22 protein-coding genes are annotated in these 23473 nt (G+C 66.3%); 14 read left to right on the top strand and 8 right to left on the bottom strand.

Features of this window, described 5'->3' with window-relative positions:
* Positions 1-26 precede the first annotated feature (26 nt).
* The 5 genes from CSW63_RS14135 (at position 27) to CSW63_RS14115 (ending at position 4399) form a co-directional block, all read left to right on the top strand.
* Positions 27-1034 carry an acyltransferase family protein gene (locus CSW63_RS14135; RefSeq protein ID WP_369797887.1) on the top strand — a complete coding sequence of 336 codons (1008 nt, stop codon included), beginning with the start codon at positions 27-29 and terminating at the stop codon, positions 1032-1034.
* A 75-nt stretch (positions 1035-1109) separates the two neighbouring features.
* The gene (locus CSW63_RS14130) at positions 1110-1481 is read left to right on the top strand and encodes a YciI family protein (RefSeq protein ID WP_062099477.1); all 372 of its coding nucleotides are present in this window, start codon (positions 1110-1112) and stop codon (positions 1479-1481) included.
* Positions 1478-2734 (top strand): RNA polymerase sigma factor, encoded by a 1257-nt coding sequence (locus CSW63_RS14125; RefSeq protein ID WP_099503363.1) that lies wholly within the window; start codon positions 1478-1480, stop codon positions 2732-2734. The genes CSW63_RS14130 and CSW63_RS14125 overlap by 4 nt, the downstream gene beginning before the upstream one ends.
* 55 nt (positions 2735-2789) lie before the next feature.
* Positions 2790-3872, top strand: coding sequence for a PA0069 family radical SAM protein (locus tag CSW63_RS14120; RefSeq protein ID WP_062099478.1), 1083 nt, complete (start codon positions 2790-2792; stop codon positions 3870-3872).
* A 50-nt stretch (positions 3873-3922) separates the two neighbouring features.
* The gene (locus tag CSW63_RS14115) at positions 3923-4399 is read left to right on the top strand and encodes a hypothetical protein (RefSeq protein WP_062099479.1); all 477 of its coding nucleotides are present in this window, start codon (positions 3923-3925) and stop codon (positions 4397-4399) included.
* A 28-nt stretch (positions 4400-4427) separates the two neighbouring features.
* Here CSW63_RS14115 and CSW63_RS14110 read toward each other — a convergent pair whose 3' ends face one another.
* Positions 4428-6038, bottom strand: coding sequence for a lytic transglycosylase domain-containing protein (locus tag CSW63_RS14110; RefSeq protein WP_168193662.1), 1611 nt, complete (start codon positions 6036-6038; stop codon positions 4428-4430).
* Positions 6039-6090: 52 nt separating this feature from the next.
* Entirely contained in the window at positions 6091-6909 is an 819-nt protein-coding gene (locus tag CSW63_RS14105) for a uracil-DNA glycosylase (protein ID WP_099503365.1), read from the bottom strand.
* 150 nt (positions 6910-7059) lie between these two features.
* Here CSW63_RS14105 and CSW63_RS14100 point away from each other — a divergent pair, with 150 nt between their 5' ends.
* From CSW63_RS14100 to CSW63_RS14085, 4 genes are all read left to right on the top strand, one after another.
* Complete coding sequence (locus tag CSW63_RS14100) at positions 7060-8730, top strand: electron transfer flavoprotein-ubiquinone oxidoreductase (RefSeq protein WP_062099481.1); 1671 nt, start codon at positions 7060-7062, stop codon at positions 8728-8730.
* A 72-nt stretch (positions 8731-8802) separates the two neighbouring features.
* A complete protein-coding gene (locus CSW63_RS14095; RefSeq protein WP_062099482.1) occupies positions 8803-10533 on the top strand; it encodes a tetratricopeptide repeat protein in 1731 nt (576 codons plus the stop codon).
* 42 nt (positions 10534-10575) lie between these two features.
* Entirely contained in the window at positions 10576-11448 is an 873-nt protein-coding gene (locus tag CSW63_RS14090; RefSeq protein ID WP_062099483.1) for a 4-(cytidine 5'-diphospho)-2-C-methyl-D-erythritol kinase, read from the top strand.
* A 7-nt stretch (positions 11449-11455) separates the two neighbouring features.
* Entirely contained in the window at positions 11456-12094 is a 639-nt protein-coding gene (locus tag CSW63_RS14085) for a peptidylprolyl isomerase (RefSeq protein ID WP_082749739.1), read from the top strand.
* Between the two features lie 75 nt (positions 12095-12169).
* Here CSW63_RS14085 and CSW63_RS14080 read toward each other — a convergent pair whose 3' ends face one another.
* Both CSW63_RS14080 and CSW63_RS14075 read right to left on the bottom strand, forming a co-directional pair.
* Positions 12170-13702, bottom strand: coding sequence for an ammonium transporter (locus CSW63_RS14080; protein ID WP_062099484.1), 1533 nt, complete (start codon positions 13700-13702; stop codon positions 12170-12172).
* A 26-nt stretch (positions 13703-13728) separates the two neighbouring features.
* Positions 13729-14067, bottom strand: coding sequence for a P-II family nitrogen regulator (locus tag CSW63_RS14075; protein WP_010919216.1), 339 nt, complete (start codon positions 14065-14067; stop codon positions 13729-13731).
* Positions 14068-14392: 325 nt separating this feature from the next.
* On the opposite strand from CSW63_RS14075, the gene CSW63_RS14070 reads away from it, so the two are divergent.
* From CSW63_RS14070 to glyS, 4 genes are all read left to right on the top strand, one after another.
* Entirely contained in the window at positions 14393-14743 is a 351-nt protein-coding gene (locus tag CSW63_RS14070; protein WP_062099485.1) for a DMT family protein, read from the top strand.
* A gap of 84 nt (positions 14744-14827) precedes the next feature.
* Entirely contained in the window at positions 14828-15733 is a 906-nt protein-coding gene (locus CSW63_RS23555; protein ID WP_197425309.1) for a fasciclin domain-containing protein, read from the top strand.
* A gap of 85 nt (positions 15734-15818) precedes the next feature.
* Positions 15819-16718: a glycine--tRNA ligase subunit alpha gene (locus CSW63_RS14060; RefSeq protein WP_062099486.1), complete on the top strand. Its 900-nt coding sequence runs from the start codon at positions 15819-15821 to the stop codon at positions 16716-16718.
* Between the two features lie 6 nt (positions 16719-16724).
* Complete coding sequence (glyS, locus tag CSW63_RS14055; RefSeq protein WP_099503367.1) at positions 16725-18722, top strand: glycine--tRNA ligase subunit beta; 1998 nt, start codon at positions 16725-16727, stop codon at positions 18720-18722.
* 145 nt (positions 18723-18867) lie between these two features.
* On the opposite strand, the gene CSW63_RS14050 is transcribed toward glyS, so the two are convergent.
* Complete coding sequence (locus tag CSW63_RS14050; RefSeq protein WP_062099488.1) at positions 18868-19725, bottom strand: metal-dependent hydrolase; 858 nt, start codon at positions 19723-19725, stop codon at positions 18868-18870.
* Positions 19726-19781: 56 nt separating this feature from the next.
* Here CSW63_RS14050 and CSW63_RS14045 point away from each other — a divergent pair, with 56 nt between their 5' ends.
* The gene (locus CSW63_RS14045; RefSeq protein ID WP_082749740.1) at positions 19782-20414 is read left to right on the top strand and encodes a TetR/AcrR family transcriptional regulator; all 633 of its coding nucleotides are present in this window, start codon (positions 19782-19784) and stop codon (positions 20412-20414) included.
* Here CSW63_RS14045 and CSW63_RS14040 read toward each other — a convergent pair.
* The 3 genes from CSW63_RS14040 to CSW63_RS14030 are packed head-to-tail and all read right to left on the bottom strand — an operon-like array spanning position 20411 to position 23377.
* Positions 20411-20806, bottom strand: a complete 396-nt coding sequence (locus CSW63_RS14040) for an NUDIX domain-containing protein (RefSeq protein ID WP_062099490.1) — start codon at positions 20804-20806, stop codon at positions 20411-20413. The genes CSW63_RS14045 and CSW63_RS14040 overlap by 4 nt on opposite strands.
* Before the next feature lie 8 nt (positions 20807-20814).
* Positions 20815-21819: a porphobilinogen synthase gene (hemB, locus tag CSW63_RS14035; RefSeq protein WP_062099491.1), complete on the bottom strand. Its 1005-nt coding sequence runs from the start codon at positions 21817-21819 to the stop codon at positions 20815-20817.
* Between the two features lie 58 nt (positions 21820-21877).
* Positions 21878-23377, bottom strand: a complete 1500-nt coding sequence (locus CSW63_RS14030) for an NAD(P)/FAD-dependent oxidoreductase (protein WP_062099492.1) — start codon at positions 23375-23377, stop codon at positions 21878-21880.
* Positions 23378-23473: the final 96 nt, after the last annotated feature.

Here is a 23473-nt window from a genome sequence, read left to right as displayed (position 1 = left end):
TCAGGGGCGAGCGCGAGGGCGAGGGTTTGCGGGTCTACGAGACTGGGCGGCGGTACGAGGCCCTTGACGGCTTGCGCGGCGTCGCCGCCGTCGGCGTCATGCTCTACCACATCGGCAGTTGGACAGGCCGGCCGTGGCTTGTCCCGCACGGCTATCTGGCGGTCGACTTCTTCTTCTGCCTTTCAGGTTTCGTGCTGGCCCACGCCTACGGCAAGCGCGAGATCAGCTGGCTGGGCTTCATGCGCCAGAGGCTGGTGAGGTTATGGCCGCTGATCGCGCTGACCATGCTGGGCGGCGCTTTTGTGATTATCCAAAATCGGGAGGCTGTGCCGGGTTGGTTAGCGCTGGGCCTTTTGATGATCCCCCGCGTCTGGGTCGACGACAATGGCTTCTCGCCGCTCTTCCCCTTGAATCCGCCGGCTTGGTCGCTGTTCTTTGAGCTCGCGGTCGGCGCGGCCTGGTTTCCGCTGCGCCGGTTAGGCGTTCTGGGACATGTGCTGATGGTCGTGCTGCTTGCGCCGGTCATGCTTTATGTCGCCCACGGAATGGGTGGAGTTCTGACGGGGTGGGATCGCGGCACCTTCGTCATCAGCTTCCTGCGAACGATCTTCGCGTTCCTGCTTGGGTGGGGATGCTATCGCATTCAGGCCTTCACCACCTGGACGGCGCCTGTCTGGTTGCTGGCGTTCATTCTGGGCGCGGTGGTCTGCGCGCCCTGGACCCCGCTGAACTGGCTTTATGACCTAGCCTGCGTCAGCGTCGTCTTCCCGCTGATGGTGCTGGCGGGCCGTCGGGATCCCAGCGGTCTGGCCGGTACGTTATGTCGCGTGGGCGGCGCGATCTCGTATCCGCTGTACGCCCTCCATTGGCTGGGCTGGGAATTGCTCTTGCGAGGGTTCCGCGCGGTCGGCGGCGAGGGCTATCCCCTTGGCTTCGCCCTGGTGGCGATGGCGATCATCGTCGCGGGCGCCTGGGCTGTGCTCAAGCTCTATGACGAACCCGTTCGCCGTCGTCTGCGGCCCCTCGGCGCCTGAGCCCTAAAAGAACTCCGGCGCGATGTCGGAAGCGGGCATAGTCGTCCGTCCTCGTGACGGAGAAGAGGATCGTCCATGCTTTACGCCATTCTTTGCTACAACCAAGAGGACGTCGTCTGCGCCTGGTCCAAGGAAGAGGACGAGGCGGTGATGCAGAAGCTCGGCGCGGTGCAACAGCGTCTGGCGGAGGAGGGGCGGCTGGGCCCCGTCGCCCGCCTGATGCCGACCACGGCGGCCACCACCCTGCGCAAGGACCGCGAACCGCCCCTGGTGCTGGACGGTCCCTTCGCCGAGACCAAGGAGCAACTGCTCGGCTTCTATGTCGTCGACTGCGAATCTCTGGACGGCGCGCTCAAGGTCGCCAAGGACCTGGGCAAGGCCAATCCCGGCGGGTCCTACGAGATCCGTCCGATCGCGATGTTCCAGCCCGGTTCCGCCGGCGCGTGACCGAGTTCAGCTGGATCGAGGGCGCGATCGCGGCTGCTCGGCCCCAAGCCATGGCGGCGCTGCTTCGCTATTTCCGCGACATGGACGCCGCCGAGGAGGCCTTTCAGGACGCCTGCCTGCGCGCCTTGAAAGCTTGGCCAAGGAATGGTCCGCCTCGCGATCCAACCGCATGGCTGATCATGGTCGGCCGTAACGCCGCCATCGACGCGGTTCGCAAGACCAGCCGCCATACGGTGCTGCCTTCCGAGCACCTGCTCTCCGATCTGGAAGACGCCGAGGTCGAGGCGGCCGAAAGGCTGGACAGCGCGCACTATCGCGACGATGTGCTGCGGCTGCTGTTCATCTGCTGCCATCCGGACCTGCCAGCCACGCAGCAGATCGCCTTGGCGCTGCGGATCGTCTCAGGCCTCTCGGTGAGGGAGATCGCGCGGGCCTTCGTCGTCAGCGAGGCGGCTATGGAGCAACGCATCACCCGGGCGAAGGCCAAGATCGGCGCAGGAAACGCGCCGTTCGAGGCGCCGGGCCCCGTCGAGCGCGCCGAGCGGCTCGCGGCTGTGGCGGCGATGATCTACCTGGTTTTCAACGAGGGCTATGCCGCGAGCGGGAAGGCCGTAGAGGCCAAGGGCGGTTTGTGTGACGAGGCGATCCGCCTCGCGCGCCTGCTTCTACGCCTGTTCCCCGCCGAACCGGAGATGATGGGGCTGACCGCGCTGCTGCTGATCCAGCACGCGCGTTCCGACGCGCGTTTCGCCACCGACGGAGCGGCGATCCTGTTGGAGGATCAGGACCGAAGTCTCTGGAATCGCGGGATGATTGATGAGGGCTTGGCTCTGATCGACAAGGCCATCCTCAAGCGTGCGCCGGGGCCTTATCAGGTTCAGGCCGCCATCGCCGCGCTGCACGCGCGCGCGCCGAGACCTCGGGACACCGACTGGGCGGGCATAGACCGACTCTACGCCACGCTGGAGGTCATGCAACCGTCGCCGGTGGTCACCCTGAATCGCGCGGTCGCCGTCGCCAAGGTTCGCGGACCCAACGCAGCGCTCGAAATGATCCACCCCCTTGGCGCCCGGCTTGACGCGTATTTCCCGTACCATGGCGCGCGGGGCGCGTTTCTGCTTCAGGCTGGCCGCCGGGACGAGGCGCGCCAAGCGTTCGACCGCGCTATCGCCTTGGCCAACACGGCGGCCGAAGCGGCCAGCATTCGCCAATACCTTGATCGAGTCGCAGCCGAGGGCGGAGAGGGCATTTAGGCAGTTGTGAACAATTGTTCTTGTTATGTTCTGATCGGTCGCGCATCATCGGCCCATGGCAGAGGCAGCGAAACTCGGACCCGCCGCGCGAGGACGCGGCGCCAAATCCAACCGAACAGGACGCTTCGAATCGCAGGTGCGCGAGGCTTTCGATGATGGTTGGAGCGCGGACGAGGAGCCCGCCCAGCTCGTCACGCAGCTCCAGGCCATGAAGTCGCGGACCATCATCGCTCGCAACCAAAGCCCGGACGTGGGCTTTGATCGGTCGATCAATCCGTATCGCGGGTGCAGCCACGGCTGCATCTACTGCTATGCCCGGCCGGCTCACGCCTATCTGGGCCTGTCGCCGGGCCTGGATTTCGAGAGCAAGATCTTCTTCAAGCCACAGGCTGGCGAGCTGCTTGCCAAGGAACTGTCCAAGTCAGGCTACAAACCCGCTACGATCCATATCGGCGGCGACACCGACCCCTATCAGCCGGATGAAAAGAGCCTGCGTGTCACCCGACAGGTGATCGAGACCTTGGAGCGCTTTGGTCACCCATTCACGCTGATCACCAAGTCCGCGCTGATCCTGCGCGACCTGGATGTGCTGAGCCGCATGGCTGCGCGAGGACTTACCCGCGTCGCGATCTCGATCACCACCTTGGATCGTCGCCTGGCGCGGAGCATGGAGCCGCGCGCGGCCACGCCCGGCAAACGGGTGGAGGCAGTGCGACGGCTCACTGAGGCGGGCGTGTCGGTGACCGTCATGTTCGCGCCGGCTATTCCAGGGCTGAACGACCATGAGGTCGAGGCGGTGCTGGAAGCGGCCGCCAAGGCGGGCGCGCGCGGCGCTGGCTATGTCGCGCTGCGCCTGCCCCGCGAGATCGCCCAGTTATTTGAGGAATGGCTCGAAGCCGACCACCCTGATCGCGCCCGCAAGGTGATGTCCTTGGTTCGGCAGATCCGGTCCGGCGAAGTCTACCGGGCCGCGTGGGGGGATCGAATGGTCGGCGACGGTCCTGTCGCAGAGGTTCTGCGGCAACGGTTTCACCTGGCGGTCAAGAAGTTCGGCCTCGATCAGCCGTGGACGGCGCTGGACATTAGCCAGTTTAAGCCGCCCCGACCGGCCGGCGCACAGATGGATCTCTTCGGTTAAGCGGGCGGTCGTGCTCTTGACCCGGCGGCCGTGGGTCGCGAAGCAGGGTTATGATCTCCGTTGTCCTCATCGCCTCCGAAGACTTGGCTGGCCTCGCCGCGCAAATGGCCATGCTGGTGCCTGCTGCGGTGGATGGCCTCGTTATGGAGGTGGTGCTGGTCGCGGGTGACGAGCAGGGCGTCGAGGCCCTGGCCGAAGACAGCGGCGCGCGACTGGTGCGTGAGCGGGGAACTGTGGAGGATCGCTTTGCGGCGGGCGTCGCCGTCGCGCGCGGCGACTGGATCCTGACTCTTCGATCCGACGCCGTGTTACGCGAAGGTTGGCGCGAGCCGGTGGAGCGACATCTGGTGGGCGGCGCGGGCGCGCCAGCGATCCTGATCGCCCCCGGCGGGTTTTGGGGCCGCCTGAAGCCTAAGACGCACGGCGTCTTGCTGCGTCGCCTGGACTGGCCGAAGGGCGCGACTTTGGATGAGAGAGGGCTCGCAAGAACCCTGAAGGCCAAGTCTCTGACCTACCAGGCTCGCTAAGTCAGCCAACGCTGGCCAAGGAGCGCTGTTAGGGCAGTTGCGCCATCAGCTGGTCGATGGTGGTCGGCATCTCCACCTGCGGGTCGAGGCGGAAGTCCACCGTCCGCGCGCCGCTGGCGACCGCATCGAGCGTCCTGTTTTCCGCACCCATCAGACGGCGATAGGTCCAGTAGCTGGCCATGACCTTCTCGACGTAGTTGCGCGTTTCCTTGAACGGCAGGCTCTCGATCAGCAGCAGGCTGTCGCAGTCGGCGCCGAGTTGGGCGAGAGTGCGGTTCAGGGTGGCTGGACCCCCATTATAGGCCGCCACCGCCCGGAGGACGTCGGGGCTCTTGAGGCCACGGTCCATCAGCCAGGTGAAGTAGTCCTGTCCCGCCCGCAGGTTGAAGGCCGGGTCGAACAAGGGGGTGCTGTCGGTGCGCAGCTTGTCGTCCCCCACCACGTCGGCGGCCGACACCGGGCGAACCTGCATCAGCCCAACGGCGCCGGCGTTGGAGACGGCGAGGGGATCGAAGCGGCTTTCCTGCCGAACCAGAGCGTAGACCATCGCCTTGTCGATGGTGAACCCGCCAACCGGATCCAGAGGCGGCAGCGGATAGTCCTCGCCCCCGACACGGCGCACCGGACGTCCCGCGTTCAGCGGCGCCTTGGCGTTCAGCGCCAGGGCCAGGGTCGTCCAATCGGCGCGCAGGGATTCAGTGTCCGCCAGGGAAAGCCCCGCACGGAGCTCCTGGCCCGCTTCGCGCCAGCGACCGATCTGAGCCAGGGCGGCGGCGCGGCGGGCTCGTGGATCGGCGGTGACCAAGGCGTTCAGCGACTCGGTGTTCGGGCCCGTATAGGCCGCGCGCGAGAGCAGGGTGGCGATGGGGTCTTCCTGGGGCTCGGGAACGCTGACCCCCGCGAGCGCCAGTTGGCGCCCTGCAATCATGCCGTAGAAGGTGTGCGGCGCCTGGGCGGCCTTGACCAGCAGATCGCGCGCCTGGCCGCCGTGGCCTTGCTGGCTGGCCGCGCGGGCGGCCCAAAAGGCGCCCGCCGCCCGAAGCCACTCGTCTTCGTGTTCGTCGTCGGCGACCTGCTCGAAGAAGGCCTGGGCTTGAGCGGCGTCGCCCAAACGGATCGCGGAAAGGCCGGCGATCCAGCGCTCGCCACCGGCGATCGCCAGCGCAAGAGCCTGTTTCACGTCGCCGGAATAGTAGGTCTCGCGGGCCGCACGGCCCTTATCGGCCGGCGGCGGGCCGCTTTCGTCGGCGATGAACAAGCTGGGTACCGGCGGCGCGGCGACGCGCTTGCCGTTCGGCTTGCGCTTGAGGGCCAGGGTGTAGACGCGGTCGGCGCCGGCTTCTTCGCTGTAACTGTCCAGCCAGCGGGTCAGCTCCGCGTAGCTGGCCGAATAGCGCGTCGGGTGCATGATCTTGGCGAAGGCCAGGCGCCCGGCCAGGCTGCGATCGCGGGTGTTGGCGAAGGCGGCTTCGGCGGAGTCGAAATCCCCGCGATCAGCGGCGGCGAACGCGGCGCGATAATAACGGACATCATCGGGCGACAGGGGCTCAAGCCCGCTGGCCTGAGCGGCCAGGGCGGTCACGGACAGCACGAAGGCCGACAAAACGGCCAGAAGGCGAGCCCAAAGCTGCAAAAGCAATACGCGCTCCCCCACAGGCGCGCGTCCCTGTCCCGACTGGTCGCTGAACATTTTAGTGCGGGCGCTCGGGGCGATCAAGCCGTTCGGTCAGGGTCAGCAGGTCTTGCCAGGCCTTCTTCTTCTGCGCGGGTGTCCGCAGCAGGAAGGCCGGGTGCAGTGTCGGCAGGGCCGGAAGCTCGAGCGACTGATCCTCGGAGACCCACTCAAACCAGCGTCCTCGCATCGAGAGAATGCCTTCGTCGCGCTTGAGCATCGCCTTGGCCGAGGCTCCGCCGGCGAGCAGCAGCATCTTGGGCTTCACCAGCGCGATCGCCCGCTCGACGAACGGCGCGCACGTGGCCTGCTCCTGCGGCGTCGGCGTGCGGTTGCCCGGCGGGCGCCAAAAGACGGTGTTGGTGATGAACACCCGCCCTTCGAGTCCGGCGGCCTGCAGCATCCGATCGAGTAGCTTGCCAGCGCGGCCGACGAACGGCTGACCTTGAGCGTCTTCATCGGCGCCGGGGCCTTCGCCGATGATCATCAGCGCCGCGTCGCTCACGCCGCGCGAGAACACGGCCTGCTTGGCGCCCTGGCCCTTGAGCGGGCAGCCGTCAAAGGCGGCGATGGCGGCGGCGAGGCTATCGAGATCCTGGCAAGCGGCGGCGGCGACCTTGGCTGCGGCGACCGCCGAGGCGACGTCGGGCGAGCGCGCTGAGACCAGCCCGGGCCGGGCGACCGGCGTTGGCGGGGGCGGTTGGCTCTTGGCGCGGAGCATCGCCGCGCCCTCAGCGAGGCGATCAATGGGCGCATCGGCGTACAGGGCCTCGACCCCCGCATCAGCCCAGAAGGCCAGCAGGCTTTCGACGGCGCGTTGATCGACGGGGAGGCTCATGCGACCGTCTTAACTCGGATTGTCGCCGGTCTCCACGCTGCGGTGCAGCAAAAAATCTGGCTAGGTGCTTGACCACCCCCGCGTCACGTTCGGATAAGCTGTGAATCAAACAGTCATAAGAGCGGCCGTAGGGCCTCACCGGGAGATCCCATGAGCGAAGACCTCGAACGCGAGTCGATGGAATACGACGTCGTCATCGTCGGCGGTGGTCCCGCAGGCCTTTCGGCGGCGATCCGGCTGAAACAGATGGCCGCCAAGGCCGGAACCGACATCTCGGTCGCCCTGCTGGAAAAGGGCTCGGAAGTCGGCGCCCACATCCTGTCGGGCGCGGTCATCGATCCCAAGGGCTTGGCCGAGCTCTTCCCGAACTGGAAGGAAGAGGGCGCGCCGCTGGAGACGCCGGTCACCAAGGACCGCTTCAAGCTGCTGGGGCCGCAAGGCGAGCTCAGCCTGCCGATGTTCGCCATGCCGCCGTTCATGCACAATCACGGCTGCTACATCGCCTCCCTGGCCAATCTGACCCGCTGGCTGGCCGGCAAGGCCGAAGAGCTGGGCGTCGAGATCTATCCTGGTTTCGCGGCTTCGGAGCTCGTCTGGAACGACGACGGCTCGGTGAAGGGCGTGGTGGTCGGCGTGGTCGGCATCGGCAAGGACGGCGAGAAGAAGCCTGATTACCAGCCTGGCATGGAACTGCACGGCAAGTACGTGTTCATCGCCGAGGGCGTGCGCGGCTCGCTAGCCAAGCAGTTGATCGCCAAATTCAAGCTGGACGAAGGCAAGTCGCCGCAGAAGTACGGCATCGGCATCAAGGAGCTGTGGCAGGTGCCGCCGGAGAACCACCAGCCGGGCCTGGCCGAGCACACCACCGGCTGGCCGCTGGACGATAAGACAGGCGGCGGCAGCTTCATGTACCACTTCGGGGACAACTACGTGGCCATCGGCTACGTCGTGCACCTGAACTACAAGAACCCTTGGCTGTCGCCATTCGACGAATTCCAGCGCTTCAAGCAACACCCCTCTGTCCGTCCCCACCTGGAAGGCGGCAAGCGTATCGCCTACGGCGCTCGCGCCATAACCGAGGGCGGTTATCAGTCGGTGCCGAAGCTGACCTTCCCGGGTGGGGCGCTGATCGGCTGCTCGGCCGGCTTCGTCAACGTGCCGCGCATCAAGGGCAGCCATAACGCTGTCAAGACCGGCATGTTGGCCGCCGAGGCCGCGTTCGAGGCGGTTCAGGCCGGTCGCGCCAGTGACGAGCTGGGCGCCTATCAAGCGTCCTACGAAAAGTCGTGGGTGGCCAAGGAGCTGAAGGTTGTCCGCAACGCCAAGCCGCTGCTGGGCAAGTTCGGCACGGCGCTGGGCGGCGCGTTCGGCATGCTCGACATGTGGACCAACCACCTGCTGGGCTTCTCGTTCTTTGGCACGCTGAAGCACGACAAGACCGACGCGGCCTCTACCGGCTTGGCCAAGGACTACAAGCCGATCGTCTATCCCAAGCCGGACGGGGTGATCAGCTTCGACAAGCTGAGCTCGGTGTTCCTGTCGGCGACCAACCACGAGGAAGACCAGCCGGCGCACCTGCGCCTGAAGGATCCTTCGGTGCCGATCCAGGTGAACCTGCCCAAGTACGGCGAGCCTGCACGCCTCTACTGCCCGGCCGGCGTCTATGAGGTGCTCTACAACGAGCAGGGAACCGATCCGCGCTTCCAGATCAACGCGCAGAACTGCGTCCACTGCAAAACCTGCGACATCAAGGACCCGTCGCAGAACATCGTCTGGACCACGCCGGAAGGCGGCGGCGGTCCGAACTACCCGAACATGTAACGATCAAGCCTCCCGGTCCGCACCGGGAGGCTTTTTCTTGCGGACGGCCTCGAAACCTCCGAGGGTGGCGGCATGACGCGTCTCAAAGTCCTGCTCGCTTGCGTATCCATCTCCGCCCTGACCGCGTGCGCCTCCGCGCCGGGCGCGGTGTCGATGCGGGGCTCCGTCGGTCAGAACTATTCACTGTTCGACACGCGAACCTCGTACGGTCAATTCCTGGCGGGGCAGGCGGCGCTGCGCGATGGAGCCTCCAAGCAGGCGGCGACCTACTTCGGCACAGCTGCGGTGCTAGGCGAAGATCCTGGCGTGATCGCAGAACGCTCATTCACGGCGCTGCTTCTTTCCGGAGAGATTTCGCGCGCGGCCGCAGCGGCGCCCACCGAAGCCGGAGGCGCCGAAGCTATCCGACGGCTGGGCGTTCTCACCCGTGTTGTGGAGGCGTTGGCGCTCGGCAAGGGCAAGGAGGCGCAGGCGCTCCTGAAGGCCGATCCGCCCGGTTTCCCGCACCAGCAGGCCGTAGCTCTGCTTAGCCCCTGGGCCGCCGCCGCCGCCGGCGACCGCGAAGGCGCGATTGTCCAGCCGGTGCTGCGCAACGACAAGCTGGTGCAGTATTTCGGCCAGCAGGGACAGGCGCGGCTGTTCGAGCGGGCCAAGCGGTATGACGAAGCCGAGACCGACTACAAGGCCCTGACGTCCAACGCCGCGACGGCCAGCATCTTCACGCTCGACTACGGCGCGTTCTTGGAGCGTCGGAAGCGCCACGACGATGCGGTGGCTCTGTACGACGCCGCGCTTCGGGTCGCGCCGAACGATACCGGATTGCAACGCGCTCGAGCGCGGGCCGCCGCCCGCCAGACGCCGCCCGCCATGCCGACGCCGCGCCAGGGCGCGGCCGAGGTTCTGGTCGCCTGCGCGGCGACCTTCGCGGGCGAGCGGCAGAATCAGTTCGCGCTGGCCTACCTCAGGCTGGCTCTGCGGCTGGACCCGGCGCGCGACGAAGCCTGGGTGCTGGTCGGTGATCTGCTGAATCAAAGCGACGATCATGAAGGCGCGATCGAAGCCTATGGCCGTGTGACGCCGGGCTCGCCTCACTACGCCTCGGCGCAGAGCAAGATCGCTTGGGCCTGGAACGAGTTGGGCGATAAGGCCAAGGCGCTTGAGGTCGCGCGCGGAGCCGTGACGGCGGCGCCGAACGACCGCGACGCCGCCGTCGCTCTGGCCGACTTGCTGCGCGTCAACAGCCGTTGGGACGAGTCGGTTGCGGTGCTTGAGCCGCTGATCGCGCGGGAGGCGTCGGCGCCCGACTGGCGCCTCTTGTATCTGCGGGCGGTGGCGCTTGAGCAGGCCGGGCGTTGGCCGGAGGCGGAGCGGGACCTGCAGGCGGCGCTCAAGGTCAATCCGGATGAGCCTGAGCTGCTGAACTTCCTGGGCTATTCCTGGATCGACCGAAACGAGCGCCTGGCCGAGGCCCTGGCCATGGTCGAGAAGGCGGTCGCCGCTCGTCCGCAATCCGGCGCGATGCTGGACTCCTTGGGATGGGCTTATTTCCGCTTGGGTGATTACAAGGCTGCGGTAGAGAAGCTTGAGGCCGCCGTCGAGCTCGAGCCGGGTGATCCCGACGTCAACGGACACCTGGGCGACGCCTATTGGAAGGTCGGGCGCTTCATCGAAGCGCGGTTCCAGTGGCAACGCGTCCTGAGCCTGGAGCCGACGGACAAGCAGAAAGTCGAGTCCGAGGAAAAGCTGAAGAACGGGCTGGGCCTTTCCGCGCCGGCGACCAAGTCGACGATCGCCCACAACTGAGCTATCGGCGTTGGGTCTTTCCCAGCCTTGAGTCACGAGATCATGCGGCTGTCAGCATTCGCCCCGGCCAAGGTCAATCTGTTCCTGCACGTCGGCGGGCCGGACGCTGAGGGTTATCATCCGATCGCCAGCCTGATGGTGTTCGCCGATGTCGGCGATCAGGTGAATATCCAGCCTAGCGACGCGCCTGCGTTCGAGATGTCCGGACCGTTCGGGGGCGAAATCCCGGCCGACGGCGATAATCTGGTGGTCCGCGCGGCTCAGGCGTTCCACAGGCGACTGGGCGGACCGATTCCGCCCTATCGGCTGATCTTGGAAAAGCACCTGCCCATAGCTGCCGGTCTCGGCGGAGGCTCAAGCGACGCTGGCGCAGTCTTTAAGTTGTTGCGGGACGCCTTGGCGCCGGGCCTGTCGGATGACGATCTGGAGCCGCTGGCTGCGGGTTTGGGCGCTGACGGCGCGGCGTGCTTTCGCGCACGGGCCTTGATGGCCGAGGGGCGTGGCGAGCGTCTCTCGCCCGCGCCAGGCCTACCGGAGATGAACGCTGTCCTCGTGAATCCAGGCGCGCCGTCGCCCACGGGCGCGGTCTATCGCGCCTATGATGCGGACTTACACCCGGAGGGCGCCGCGCGGCCCTTTATGCCCGACCATCTGGAGAGCGCCGAAGAGGCCGCCGCCTGGCTTGCCGTCGCCACCCGCAATGATCTGGAAGCGCCCGCCGTGATGCTGGAGCCGCGTATCGGCGAGGTGCTGGACGCGCTGCGCGAGGAGCCTGAGAGTCTGTTGGTCCGCATGTCGGGTTCGGGCGCGACCTGTTTCGCCCTCTGCGCCAGCGATATCGAGGCTGAAGGTCTGGCCGAACGCGTGAAGGCGATGCGCCCAGACTGGTGGGTGCGGCGCTGCCGCCTGAGCTGAGGAGACGATGATGAAACGTCGCGACGTTCTGGCCGCTCTCGGCGTTTTCGCCGTCCCGCCGAGCCTGGCCTCGGCGCAGATCCTGAGTCTGCCCGCGACACCGATCGTCCCGGGCGCCGGTGACGTGCTGGTCCGCCTCGACACCAGTCTAGGGTCGATCGTCATCGCTCTGAAGGCTCGTCAAGCGCCGCTGACCGTGGCGAACTTCCTGCGCTATGTCGACGAGAAGCGCTATGACGGTTCGAGCTTCTGGCGCTCGGCCAAGGCGCCCAGTTCGGTCGACTACGGTCTGATTGAGGGCGGCCTGCAGGGCGATCCGAAGAAGCTGCTCCCGCCGGTGGCGCATGAGCCGACGACACAGACCGGTCTTCGGCATGTCGACGGGACGATCTCGTTGGCTCGCAAGGCGCCCGGAACCGGCGACTCCGACTTCTTCATCTGCGTGGGCGACGCGCCCTATCTTGACGCCAATCCGGCCGGGGAGGGCGACAATGTCGGCTTCGCGGCCTTTGGTCAGGTCGTGCAAGGCATGGAGATCGTCCGAAAGATCCTGAACCTGCCGACCCCGGGCAAGGCGACCAACCCGGTGATGGAGGGGCAGATGCTGGACCCGGTCGTTCCGATCGTAGCGGCGAGACGAATCTAGGCGCTCGACGTTGCAGAAAGAGAAAGGGCGCGGAGGTTTCCCTCCGCGCCCTTCGACGTTTCGCCTAGGCCAGCCTTAGCTGTGGTAGGCGCGCTCGCCGTGTTCCGAGATATCCAGACCTTCTTCTTCGGCTTCCGGTGAAGCCCGCAGGCCGATCACCAGCTTGATCACGAAGAAGACGATGGCCGAGGCGATGGCCGACCACAGGACGGTCACGCCAACCGCCTTGATCTGGGCCATCAGCTGCACGCCCATGTCGTACACAGCGCTGTCGCAGGTCGACAGGTCGCCGTCCTTGCCGCAGCTCGTGTAGTCGACGACGCCTGCGCCGCCCCACAGCGGGTTGACCACGAGGCCGGTTCCGATCGCGCCGACGATGCCGCCGATGCCGTGGATACCGAAGGCGTCCAGGCTGTCATCATACTTGAAGGCGTTCTTCACGACCGAGCAGAAGATGATGCAGATCGGCGACACCACCAGGCCCAGGATCAGCGCGCCCATCGGACCGGCAAAGCCGGCAGCCGGGGTCACGGCGACGAGGCCGGCGACGATGCCCGAGGCCAGGCCCAGAGCCGACGGCTTCTTGCGGGTGATCCACTCGACCAGGACCCAAGACAGGCCCGCGCCGGCGGTGGCGATGAAGGTGTTGACCATGGCCAGCGAGGCGTAGCCGTTCGACTCCAGGTTCGAGCCGGCGTTGAAGCCGAACCAGCCCACCCACAGCAGACCGGCGCCTACCAGGGTCAGGGTCAGCGAGTGCGGGGGCATCGGCTCCTTGCCGTAGCCTTGACGCTTGCCAAGGATCAGGGCGCCGACCAGGGCGGCGATACCAGCGTTGATGTGAACGACAGTGCCGCCGGCGAAGTCCAGAGCGCCAAAGCCCCAGAGCAGACCGGACTTGACCGGATCAGTCGGGGCCAGAGCGATGGCGTTCGGGCCCGGCCACCACCAGACCATGTGGGCCATCGGATAGTACGACAGCAGCGGCCACAGCACGGCGAAGGCGACGATGGCGGCGAACTTCATACGCTCGACCAGCGAACCGACCACCAGGGCGGCGGTGATGGCCGCGAAGGTCGACTGGAAGGCGATGAAGGTCAGTTCGGGGATGACGACGCCCGTGGAGAAGGTCGCCACGTTGCTGGCCGGGGTCACGTCCTTCAGGAAGACGCGGCCCAGGCCGCCGACGAACTTGTCCCAGCTGCCGCCGTCGGTGAAGGCGAAGCTGTAGCCCCACAGGAACCAGGCCACGAAGCCGATCAGCGCGACGGTCGAGACCTGCATCATCACCGACAGCATGTTCTTCGAGCGCACCAGGCCGCCGTAGAACAAGGCCAGGCCCGGGAGGATCATCAGCAGGACGAGCAGGGCTGAGGTGAGCATCCAGGCGTTGTCGCCCTTGTCCATCTTGTCTTCGATGGTCGGTGCGGCGGCGGCGGGCGCGGGCGCGGCTTCCGCAGGCGCGGCGGCCGGAGCCGGCGCAGCCTCGGCGGGCGCAGCGGCGGGGGCCGGCGCGGCCTCCTGGGCGAGGGCGGTCGCGCCGAGCGGCGCCCCTACGAGCGTCGCGGCGAGCATAAGCCCCGCCAGCGGTTTGAAGGTGAGTTTCATCGTCGGTATCCCCTTTTCCCGATGCGTTACAGAGCGGCCGAGCCGGTTTCGCCGGTGCGGATGCGGACGGCTTCCTCGACATTGAGGACGAAGACCTTGCCGTCGCCGATCTTGCCGGTGGCGGCCGCGCCCTTGATGGCTTCCACGGCCTTGGCGGCCGAGGCGTCGTCGACGACGGCTTCCAGCTTCACCTTCGGCACGAAATTCACCTGGTACTCAGCGCCCCGGTAGATCTCGGTCTGGCCCTTCTGGCGGCCGTAGCCCTTCACCTCAGACACCGTCAGGCCTTCGACTCCGGCCGCGACGAGCGCTTCACGCACCTCGTCCAGCTTGAAGGGTTTGACGACCGCTATGATCAGTTTCATCCGCCTTGCTCCGACCCGCTGAGCCGCGGGCTTGATTTGCTTGGTTGTTCGGGAGCGACCGCTCCCGCTTTTGATCACCGCCGACGCCGCCGTTACGCGCTGCATCGTTTCCCCGGCGCGTCCACGCTATCGGCGACGGTTCCGTGACGGGGCTTGAGCGCAAGGTTTTGGAAACGAAATGGGCGCGGCGCCTAAAAATTGAGCTGCAAGCGTTACTGCTGCGACAGAATTCGGCGTTTTCGGGCCACGGGATAGCCGCTGGCGCTGGACCGGCGCGTTGGCCTAGGTTGCCCCCATTTTTCCGACACACCCGGAGTTCGTCGATATGCCGCCCGTCATCCTGAAGGTCGCGCCCTGGCTGATGCTGGTGGCGTCCAACATCTTCATGACCTTCGCCTGGTACGGCCACCTCAAGAACAAGAGCATGGCTCTGCCACTCGCGATTTTGACGAGCTGGATGATCGCGCTTCCCGAATACATGCTGGCCGTTCCCGCCAACCGACTCGGGAGCACGATGTATTCGACGGCTCAACTCAAGACCGGACAAGAGGCGATAACGCTGATCGTCTTCACGCTGTTCTCGGTGTTCTATCTCGGCGAACAGATCAAACTGACGACCCTTCTCGGCTTCGCCCTGATCGTCTGTGGGGCGGGCCTGGTCTTCTTCTTCAAGTGATGTTTTCCGCGATCACGTACCGGTGAGCAGGGAACCGACTCTCGACGTCGGGCGTAAATCGCTCGAACCGAGAGGAACGCGACCATGATCTCCAAACATCTTCTGACCGCCGCCGCCGCGATCGCCCTGATGGCTGGCGCCGCCCACGCCCAGACCCAGACTAACGAGGCCTCCGCGACGGCGGCGCCCGCTGCGCAGGCGCCGGTCGTGGCCAAGGGCGACCTGATCGACACCGCCCAGGCGTCGGGTCAGTTCACGACCTTCCTGAAAGCGGTGTCGGCCGTGAACCTGACCAATGTTCTGAAGACCAATCAGAACCTGACGGTGTTCGCGCCGACCGACGCCGCTTTCGCCGCCCTGCCGGCCGGCACGCTGGACACCCTGCTGCTGCCGGAGAACGGGCCGATGCTGCAGAAGGTGCTGACCTATCACCTGATCAACGCCAAGGTGGATTCCAGCAAGATCAAGGGCGCCAAGGGCGAGGTGAAGAGCGTCGAAGGCTCGCCTTTGCTCCTGGACGGCAGCGGCGCGACGCCGATGGTGGATGGCGCGACCATCACCCAGGCCGACGTGATGGCCAGCAACGGCGTGTTGCACGTCGTCGACAAGGTGCTCCTGCCCAAGGACGTGCCCGGTCTGCAAGCCGCCGCCTCGGCGACGGACGCCTCCACCAACGTCGCGGCCCGCGAGTCGATGACGTCCATGGTTCAGGCGGCGACCAATCCGACGCCCGCCACGCCGGCCATGAGCACCGACATGGCCGCTGACCCGGCCGCCTCGCCGACCGCCATGGCCGCGCCCGCCGCCGGCGTGAACGCCTCGGGCATCGTGCCCGTCTCGTCGAAGTCCCCGGACGAACAGGCCACTCTGAAGGCCGGCGACGCCAACGTCGTGTCGAACCCGCCCGTGGCCGATACACCTGAAAACCGCGCCAAGTATGGCAAGCCGGACTCGAACGCCGGCAAGCGCACCGCGCCCAAGGGCAACTAAGGCCCTTCAAGGCCAGGACATCGCTTGAAGCACCGGTCGGCGGGCCCTATGGTCCGCCGACTTTTTTCTAGGCCTGCTTCGATCGATGTCGCGCGAAAAACCCAAGTCCTTCCAAAGCCTGATCCTGACGCTCCATGACTATTGGAGCCGGCAGGGCTGCGTGATCCTGCAACCGCACGATGTCGAGGTGGGGGCGGGGACGCTGCACCCGGCCACGGTGCTGCGCGCGTTGGGTCCCAAGGCCTGGAACGCGGCCTATGTGCAGCCCTCGCGCCGTCCGGGCGACGGTCGCTATGGCGAGAACCCCAACCGCCTGCAGCACTACTACCAGTATCAGGTGATCCTGAAGCCCAACCCCGAGAACATGCAGGACCTGTATCTCGGCTCGTTGGAAGCGATCGGCCTGGACCTGCGAACCCACGACATCCGCTTCGTTGAGGACGATTGGGAAAATCCGACCGTCGGCGCCTGGGGCCTGGGCTGGGAAGTCTGGTGCGACGGCATGGAGGTGTCACAGTACACCTACTTCCAGCAGGTCGGCGGCCTGGATGTGAACCCTGTTGCGGGTGAGCTGACCTATGGCCTGGAGCGCCTGGCCATGTACGTGTTCGGCGTCGACAACGTCTACGACCTGCCGTTCAACGATCCGGACTCGCCCCTCGGCGCCACGACCTATGGCGAGGTGTTCCTGGAGAACGAGCGCCAGCAGTCGGAGGCCAACTTCCACGGCTACGACGTCGCCGTGCTCAAGCAGCAGTTCGGGCAGATGGAAGAGCAGGTGCCGCTGATGCTGGCCCGCTCGTACCAAGACAAGGCCCTGGTGCTGCCCGCCTACGACATGGTCCTCAAGGCCAGCCACCTTTTCAACCTGATGAACGCCCGCGGCGCGATCGCCGTCGCCGAGCGCGCCAGCTACATCGGCCGCATTCGCGACCTTTGTAAGATGTGCGCCAGCGCCTGGGTCGAGCAACAGGAAGCCGCGTAAGTTAAGATGCCCCAACTTCTCCTCGAACTGTTCTCGGAAGAGATCCCCGCCCGCATGCAGACCCAGGCCGCCAAGGACCTGGAGCGGATGGCGCGCGAGCACCTGGCCGCCGCTGGTTTCTTGCCCGAAGCGCTGAAGACCTTCGCCGGCCCGCGTCGCCTGACCCTGGTGGCCGAAGGCCTGCCGCTGGCCCAGGCCGACCGCAAGGAAGAGCTCAAAGGACCCCGCGTCGGCGCTCCGCCGCAAGCCATGGAAGGCTTCCTGCGCAAGGCGGGTCTGACGCAAGACCAGCTGGTCGAGCGCGACGGCGTCTACATGGCCTTCATCGAAAAGAAGGGCCGCCCTACGCCTGAGATCATCGCCGAGATGGTCGAGGCCATCATTCGCGGCTTCCCGTGGCCCAAGTCGATGATCTGGGGCACGAAGAAGCTGCGCTGGGTGCGACCGCTCAAGCGCATCCTGTGCGTGCTGGACCGCGAGGTCGTGCCGTTCTCGATCGAGGGCATCGAAAGCGGCGACGTCACCGAAGGCCATCGCTTCATGGGTGACGCCAAGCCCTTCGTGGCCAAGGATTTCGACGAATACGTCGCGGGCCTGGAAAAGCACTTCGTCGTGCTGGACGTCGAAGAGCGCAAGCAGCGCATTCTCGAGGGCTGCAAGACCCTGTGCTTCGCGCGTCACCTGGAACTGGTCGAGGATCAGGGCCTGCTCGACGAAGTCGCGGGCCTGGCCGAGTGGCCGACCCCGGTGCTGGGCGACATGGACCCGTCGTTCCTTGATTTGCCGCCCGAGGTGATCCGCACCTCCATGCGCACGCACCAGAAGTACTTCGCGGTGAAGAAGCCGGGCGAGCCGGGCCTGGCCCCGCACTTCATCACCATCGCCAACATCGAAGCCGCCGACGGCGGCAAGGTGATCGCCGCCGGCAACGCGAAGGTGCTGTCGGCGCGCCTGTCCGACGCCCGTTTCTTCTGGGACGAGGACCGCAAGGCCGGCAATTTCGACGCCTGGCTCAATAAGCTAGACGGCGTGACCTTCCACGCCAAGCTCGGCACGATGGCGGAGCGCGTCGAGCGTATCGTCGCCCTGGCCGGCGAGATCGCTCCGCTGGTCGGCGCGGATGTCGAGAAGGCCAAGGAAGCCGCGCGCCTGGCCAAGGCCGACCTGGCCTCCGGCATGGTCGGCGAGTTCCCGGAACTGCAGGGCCTGATGGGCGGCTACTACGCCCGCGAGGCCGGCCTCGACCCCGAGATCGCCGCCGCGATCCAGGACCACTACAAGCCGCAAGGCCCCTCGGACGCCGTGCCGACCGCACCGCTGGCGATCGCCGTGGCGCTGGCGGACAAGCTTGACACCTTGGTCGGCTTCTTCGCGATCGACGAGAAGCCGACGGGTTCCAAGGACCCGTACGCGCTGCGTCGCGCAGCGTTGGGCGTGATCCGGATCATCCTGGAAAACAGCCTGCGTCTATCACTCGCCAAGTTCGGTAAGGACGACCTGATCGCGTTCTTCGCCGACCGCCTGAAGGTCGCCCTCCGCGACCAAGGCAAGCGTCACGACCTCGTCGACGCCGTCTTCGCCCTCGGTGATGACGACCTGGCCCGCATCGTCGCGCGGGTCGAGGCTCTGGACGGCTTCCTGAAGACCGACGACGGAAAGAACCTGCTGGCTGGCTACAAGCGCGCCTCCAACATCCTCAAGGCCGAGGAGAAGAAGGGTCCGCTCCCGACCGGCGCGCCCGCCGAGCCGGCCGCCGACAGCGCCGCTGAGGTGGGGCTCTACAACGCCCTGCGCCTGCTGGACAAACCGCTGAAGGACGCCCTGGCCAAGGAAGACTTCACCGGCGCCATGACCCAGCTGGCCGAGCTGCGCGGTCCGGTGGACGCCTATCTGGACGGCGTCTTCGTTAACGAGCCCGAACACCGCGACAACCGCCTGCGCACGCTGGCGGCCGTGCGCGACGCCATGGGCCAGGTGGCGGACTTTGGTTTGATCGCGGGGTAACCCAACCCGATCGCCCTGGCGAAGGCCGGGGCCCAGAGGCAAGAACGCCCGCGTATCCGAAAGAATCGCGGGCGTTTCTGCGAGGACCTCACAGCCTTACGATCTGGGCCCCGGCCTTCGCCGGGGAAATCGGATTGATAGGGGCCTAAGCCCGCACCGCCGCCGCGTTGAACTCGGCCATCCAGTCGGCGACCAGCGGGCGGTCGTCCTGGTCCCACGGGTGGAAGCCTGGACGGTACCAGGCGAAATAGGTCTTCCAGCCGCGGCGGAAGATGCCGGGATCACCCCAGACAAAGCGCTTCACCGCTTTCAACGCCGCTTCGGGCGTGTAGCCGTCGGCTTCCAGCAGGCGCGCGGCGTAGCGGCTGATGTTGCGGGTGAACATGATCGTCACGAACACCATCGCCCGGCAGCGGATCATGTAGCGCTTCAGCGGCGACCAGTCCTTGGTCACCTCCAGGAAGACGTCATAGGCTACGGCCTTGTGCTCGGTCTCCTCGACGGCGTGCCAGCGCCATAGCTTTTCGATCTCGGGGTCGGTGGTGTCGAACAGGTTGCGGTGGCGGGCGTGCATCTCGGCCATCATGGCCGTGAAGTGCTCCAGCGCGATGGTCGAGATCAGCATGGCCATCGGGCCACGCTCGCGCGCCATCTTCACGCGGCCGCGAATGGTCTCCTCGATCTCGGCGACGGGATAACGCTCGCGATCGATCAGGCTGTTGAGGTGGTGGTGCTCGCGCGAGTGGATGGCCTCCTGGGCGATGAAGCCCTTGGCGTCTTCGGCCAGCTTGCCCGTGAGGCGGTCGCGGTAGGCCTTCACGGCGTCCATGAACATCCGCTCGCCGTCGGGAAAGGTGAGCGACAGGGCGTTGAACACGGCGGTGCCGACCGGGTCGCCGCCCAGCCAATGGCCCTTTTGGGCCGAGGCCAGATCGAAGCGGATGTCGCGCGGGGCGACGGCGAGATCATCGGGGGTGTGCTTGGCTTGGGTCGCGGCGGTCATGGGCGTTGTATCCTGGGCCGAGTTGGGGCTTGGTCAGCTCCTGTTGCTCCTGAGATTTGGTTATACTGACAAAAATGTCAATAGAAGTCCCGCAATCCCGCACGCCGCGCGTTCGCCGCTCGCCGGAAGCCGCCCGCGAGAACATCCTGGCGGCCGCCGAGGTGATCCTGGTGGAGCAGGGGCCCCAGGCCTTGAAACTGGCCGACGTGGCCAAGGCCGCCGGCGTGGTCCACGCCAACGTCATTCACCATTTCGGGTCGATCGGCGGCGTCGAGACGGCGCTGATGGAGCGGATGATCCGCCAGCTGGCCGACAAGGTGATCGCGGGGCTGCAGCAGGACCAAGCCCAGATCGGCATGGGTGCCCAGGCCCTGTTCGACGCCTTCGAGGCCAAGGGGACGGCGCGTCTCGCGGCCTGGCTGGAGATGACTGGGGAAGGGCGACGAATGACCCTGGTGCGCGACGTCGTTGACGAGATCATCGAGACCCGCGTGGCGCGGGATGTCCGCATCGACCGCGACGGCGTGGTCGACTTCATCCTGCTGAACATCATTCTGGCCGTCGGAGTCGGCCTCTTCGGCCCGACCTTGAGCGAACTTCTGGGGCGTCCTTCAGGCCGGGCGCGCGAGCTGGCTCAGGCGCTGATCCAGGAGCGGATCGATCAGGCCGTGGCTGCAGCGCGGTCTTAGGGCAGCGCGCGAAGGGCCGGCAGGACGGCGTCGGTCAGCAGCGGCGCCAGACGCCGATCGCCGGGCGCGGCGGGGTCGACCCACGCCAATTCCTCGATCTCGGCGCGCGGGCCGATCTCGCCCGTCACCTCGGCAAGATAGGTCGCCGACTGCACCGTGAAGCCGGCCTCGTTAGCGGCTCTGGCGCTGAAGTGGCCCAGAAGCTCGGCCGAAACCAGATCACAGCCCAGTTCCTCGCGCAGTTCGCGGGCCAGGGTGGTCAGGTCGTCCTCTCCGGCGTCGCGCTTGCCGCCAGGTTTCATAAAAATCGCCGTCCCGCGCTTGCGGACCAGCAGCATGCGGCCCGCCTCGTTGCGGATCACGGCGGTGACGATATCGAGGACGCGGGTCATGCCGGGCTCTAAGCCCCCAGCTTCTCCGCCGCCCACGGCGCGAAGTAGGTGATTATCCCCGCCGCGCCGGCGCGCTTGAAGGCGGTCAGGCTTTCCAGGATGGCGCGGTCCTTGTCGATCCAGCCATTCTGAGCGGCAGCCATGATCATCGCGTACTCGCCTGACACCTGGAAGGCGTAGGTGGGCATGCGGAACTCGTCGACGATGCGGCGGACGATGTCGAGATAGGGCATGCCCGGCTTGACCATGACCATGTCCGCGCCTTCGGCGATGTCGAGGGCGACCTCGCGGATGGCTTCCTCTGTATTGGCCGGGTCCATCTGGTAGGTCTTCTTGTCGCCTTGGCCCGCCGAGAGTTTCGCCGAGCCGATGGCGTCGCGATACGGGCCATAGAAGGCCGAAGCGTACTTGGCCGCGTAGGACATGATCATCACGTCCTGATAGCTGGCGGCTTCCAGCGCCGCGCGCAGCTTGCCGATGCGGCCGTCCATCATGTCGGACGGCGCCAGGATATCGGCCCCGGCCTCGGCTTGCATCAGGCCCTGTTCGATCAGGCGGTCGATCGTGGCGTCGTTGAGGATCTTGCCGCCCTCGACCACGCCGTCGTGGCCGTGGTCGGTGAAGGGATCCAGCGCCACATCGCACATGATCCCGACCTCGGGAGCGGCGTCCTTCATGGCCTTGACCGCGCGCGGGATAACGCCGTCCGGATCGGCGGCGATGGAGCCGGCCGCGTCCTTCCGGGAGCCGTCGATGTGCGGGAAGATGGCGATAGCCGGGATGCCCAGATCGCGAGCGCGGACGGCGGCCTTGGCGGCCTCCTTGACCGACAGGCGTTCGACGCCCGGCATTGAGGCCACCGGGATCGTGCCTTCGCCCTCATGCACCACCATCGACCAGATCAGGTCCGACGGCCGGACCTCGGTCTCACGAACAAGGCGGCGGACCCAGTCGCTCTGGCGCACGCGGCGCAGGCGGGTGTGCGGGTAGGGGGCGAGGGGCGGCGTGGTCATGGCGTTGATGTGAACCGCGCCGCCGGCCGAGGCAAGACCAAGCCGCCCTTAAGCGCTCTCACGCATAGCGGAACGCCGCATCGTCCAGGTCGATGGTGGGGAACAGGTCCTTCTCGGTCCAGTAGTCCTGCGTGTGCCGCCATTCGGGCTTGTCGCCGGCTTGGGGTAGCAGATGCATGTTGCGCATCAGGTAGCCGGGATTGAAGTCCTCGGGATCGATCCAGCTCCCGATCTTCATGTCCTTGTCCTCGGGACGCAGGGCGACCTCGACCTGCTTGGCGCCCTTCTGCTCCATGTGCCCGAGCAGGCGGCAGACGAAGTCGCCGATCAGGTCGGCACGCAGGGTCCAACTGGCGCGGAAGTAGCCAAACACCCAGACGAGGTTCGGCACGCCCGTGAACATCATGCCGCGATAGGTGACCGTCTTAGCGAAATCGAGCGGTTGGCCGTCAATCTCGAAGGCGATATCGCCCAGCACCGACAGGTCAAAGCCGGTGGCGGTGATGATCACGTCGGCGTCGAGGGTCTCGCCCGATTTCAGCAGCAGACCGGTCTTGGTGAAGCGCTCGATCTCGTCGGTGACCACGCTGGCCTTGCCCGAGGCGACGCCTTGAAAGAGGTCACCGTCCGGCACGAAGGCGATCCGCTGGCGCCAGGGGCGGTAGCGCGGCGTGAAGTGCTTGGCGATGTCGAAGTCCTCACCAAGGAACATCTTCACGCCTTCCAGCAGTTCGGCTTTCACCGCGTCGGATTCCTCGATCGCGCGCCGAGTAAACTCGTGCTGGTCGAACAGGACCTTCCGGCGAACAATCTCGTGGATCCAAGTCTCGTCGACCTGGAGCTGGCGTAGGGTGTTGGCCAGTTCGTTCTCATTGCGCCCCGGCACGAAGTAGGTTGGTGAGCGCTGCAGGAGGGTGACGTGCTCGCAGTCGGCCGCGATGTTGGGCACCAGGGTGGCGGCGGTGGCGCCGGACCCGATGACGACGACCTTCTTGCCCTTCAGGTCGAGGTCCGCCGGCCAGGTCTGTGGGTGGACGATGCGGCCGCCGAAGTCCGCCATGCCCGGCCACTCGGGGGTGTAGCCGATCGAGTGGCGATAGTAGCCCTGGCACATCCATAGGAAGTTGGTCGTGTAGGTCTCGACGCCGTCGGGGCCGGTCACCTCCAGCGTCCAGAGTTTGTCCTTGGACGACCACCGCGCCGAACTGATCCGCCGTTGGTAGCGGATGTGCTCGCCAAGCCCGTTCTCGTCGATCACCTCGCCCATGTAGCTGAGGATCTCGGCGGCGGTGGCGATCGGCGGGCCCACCCAGGGCTTGAAACGATAGCCGAAGGTGTAGAGATCGCTGTCGGAGCGAATGCCCGGATAGGTGTGGGTCCGCCAGGTGCCGCCGAAGTCGTCGAGAGCTTCCAGGACGACGAAGCGCACGCCCGGTCTTTGCCTCGTCAGGTGATAGGCGCCGCCGATCCCGGAAATGCCGGCGCCGACGATGATGACATCGAAATGCTGTGTCGCCGCGCCTTGCGCGGACTTTTGAAGCGTCGCCGCCTCGGCCATGCCCGTTCCTCCCGTGTCGGCCGCTTTGCGGCCAGTCGAACCGGACGCCTCTGACGGGCGCCTAGGTTATCAGCGTACACTTAGAGGGTCGCGCGT

The organism is Caulobacter sp. FWC26, assembly GCF_002742645.2.
Taxonomy (GTDB): domain Bacteria; phylum Pseudomonadota; class Alphaproteobacteria; order Caulobacterales; family Caulobacteraceae; genus Caulobacter.
This window is presented reverse-complemented; position numbering and strand designations above follow the sequence as displayed.

Coding starts and splice junctions, on each gene's coding strand:
- CSW63_RS14085 (WP_082749739.1), top strand. CDS start 11,456: ATGATGAAACGTCGCGACGTTCTGGCCGCTCTCGGCGTTTTCGCCGTC.
- CSW63_RS14030 (WP_062099492.1), bottom strand. CDS start 23,377: ATGGCCGAGGCGGCGACGCTTCAAAAGTCCGCGCAAGGCGCGGCGACA.
- CSW63_RS14115 (WP_062099479.1), top strand. CDS start 3,923: ATGATCTCCGTTGTCCTCATCGCCTCCGAAGACTTGGCTGGCCTCGCC.
- CSW63_RS14100 (WP_062099481.1), top strand. CDS start 7,060: ATGAGCGAAGACCTCGAACGCGAGTCGATGGAATACGACGTCGTCATC.
- CSW63_RS14090 (WP_062099483.1), top strand. CDS start 10,576: ATGCGGCTGTCAGCATTCGCCCCGGCCAAGGTCAATCTGTTCCTGCAC.
- CSW63_RS14070 (WP_062099485.1), top strand. CDS start 14,393: ATGCCGCCCGTCATCCTGAAGGTCGCGCCCTGGCTGATGCTGGTGGCG.
- CSW63_RS14105 (WP_099503365.1), bottom strand. CDS start 6,909: ATGAGCCTCCCCGTCGATCAACGCGCCGTCGAAAGCCTGCTGGCCTTC.
- CSW63_RS14080 (WP_062099484.1), bottom strand. CDS start 13,702: ATGAAACTCACCTTCAAACCGCTGGCGGGGCTTATGCTCGCCGCGACG.
- CSW63_RS14130 (WP_062099477.1), top strand. CDS start 1,110: ATGCTTTACGCCATTCTTTGCTACAACCAAGAGGACGTCGTCTGCGCC.
- CSW63_RS23555 (WP_197425309.1), top strand. CDS start 14,828: ATGATCTCCAAACATCTTCTGACCGCCGCCGCCGCGATCGCCCTGATG.
- CSW63_RS14050 (WP_062099488.1), bottom strand. CDS start 19,725: ATGACCGCCGCGACCCAAGCCAAGCACACCCCCGATGATCTCGCCGTC.
- CSW63_RS14120 (WP_062099478.1), top strand. CDS start 2,790: ATGGCAGAGGCAGCGAAACTCGGACCCGCCGCGCGAGGACGCGGCGCC.
- CSW63_RS14060 (WP_062099486.1), top strand. CDS start 15,819: ATGTCGCGCGAAAAACCCAAGTCCTTCCAAAGCCTGATCCTGACGCTC.
- CSW63_RS14075 (WP_010919216.1), bottom strand. CDS start 14,067: ATGAAACTGATCATAGCGGTCGTCAAACCCTTCAAGCTGGACGAGGTG.
- CSW63_RS14040 (WP_062099490.1), bottom strand. CDS start 20,806: ATGACCCGCGTCCTCGATATCGTCACCGCCGTGATCCGCAACGAGGCG.
- glyS (WP_099503367.1), top strand. CDS start 16,725: ATGCCCCAACTTCTCCTCGAACTGTTCTCGGAAGAGATCCCCGCCCGC.
- CSW63_RS14095 (WP_062099482.1), top strand. CDS start 8,803: ATGACGCGTCTCAAAGTCCTGCTCGCTTGCGTATCCATCTCCGCCCTG.
- hemB (WP_062099491.1), bottom strand. CDS start 21,819: ATGACCACGCCGCCCCTCGCCCCCTACCCGCACACCCGCCTGCGCCGC.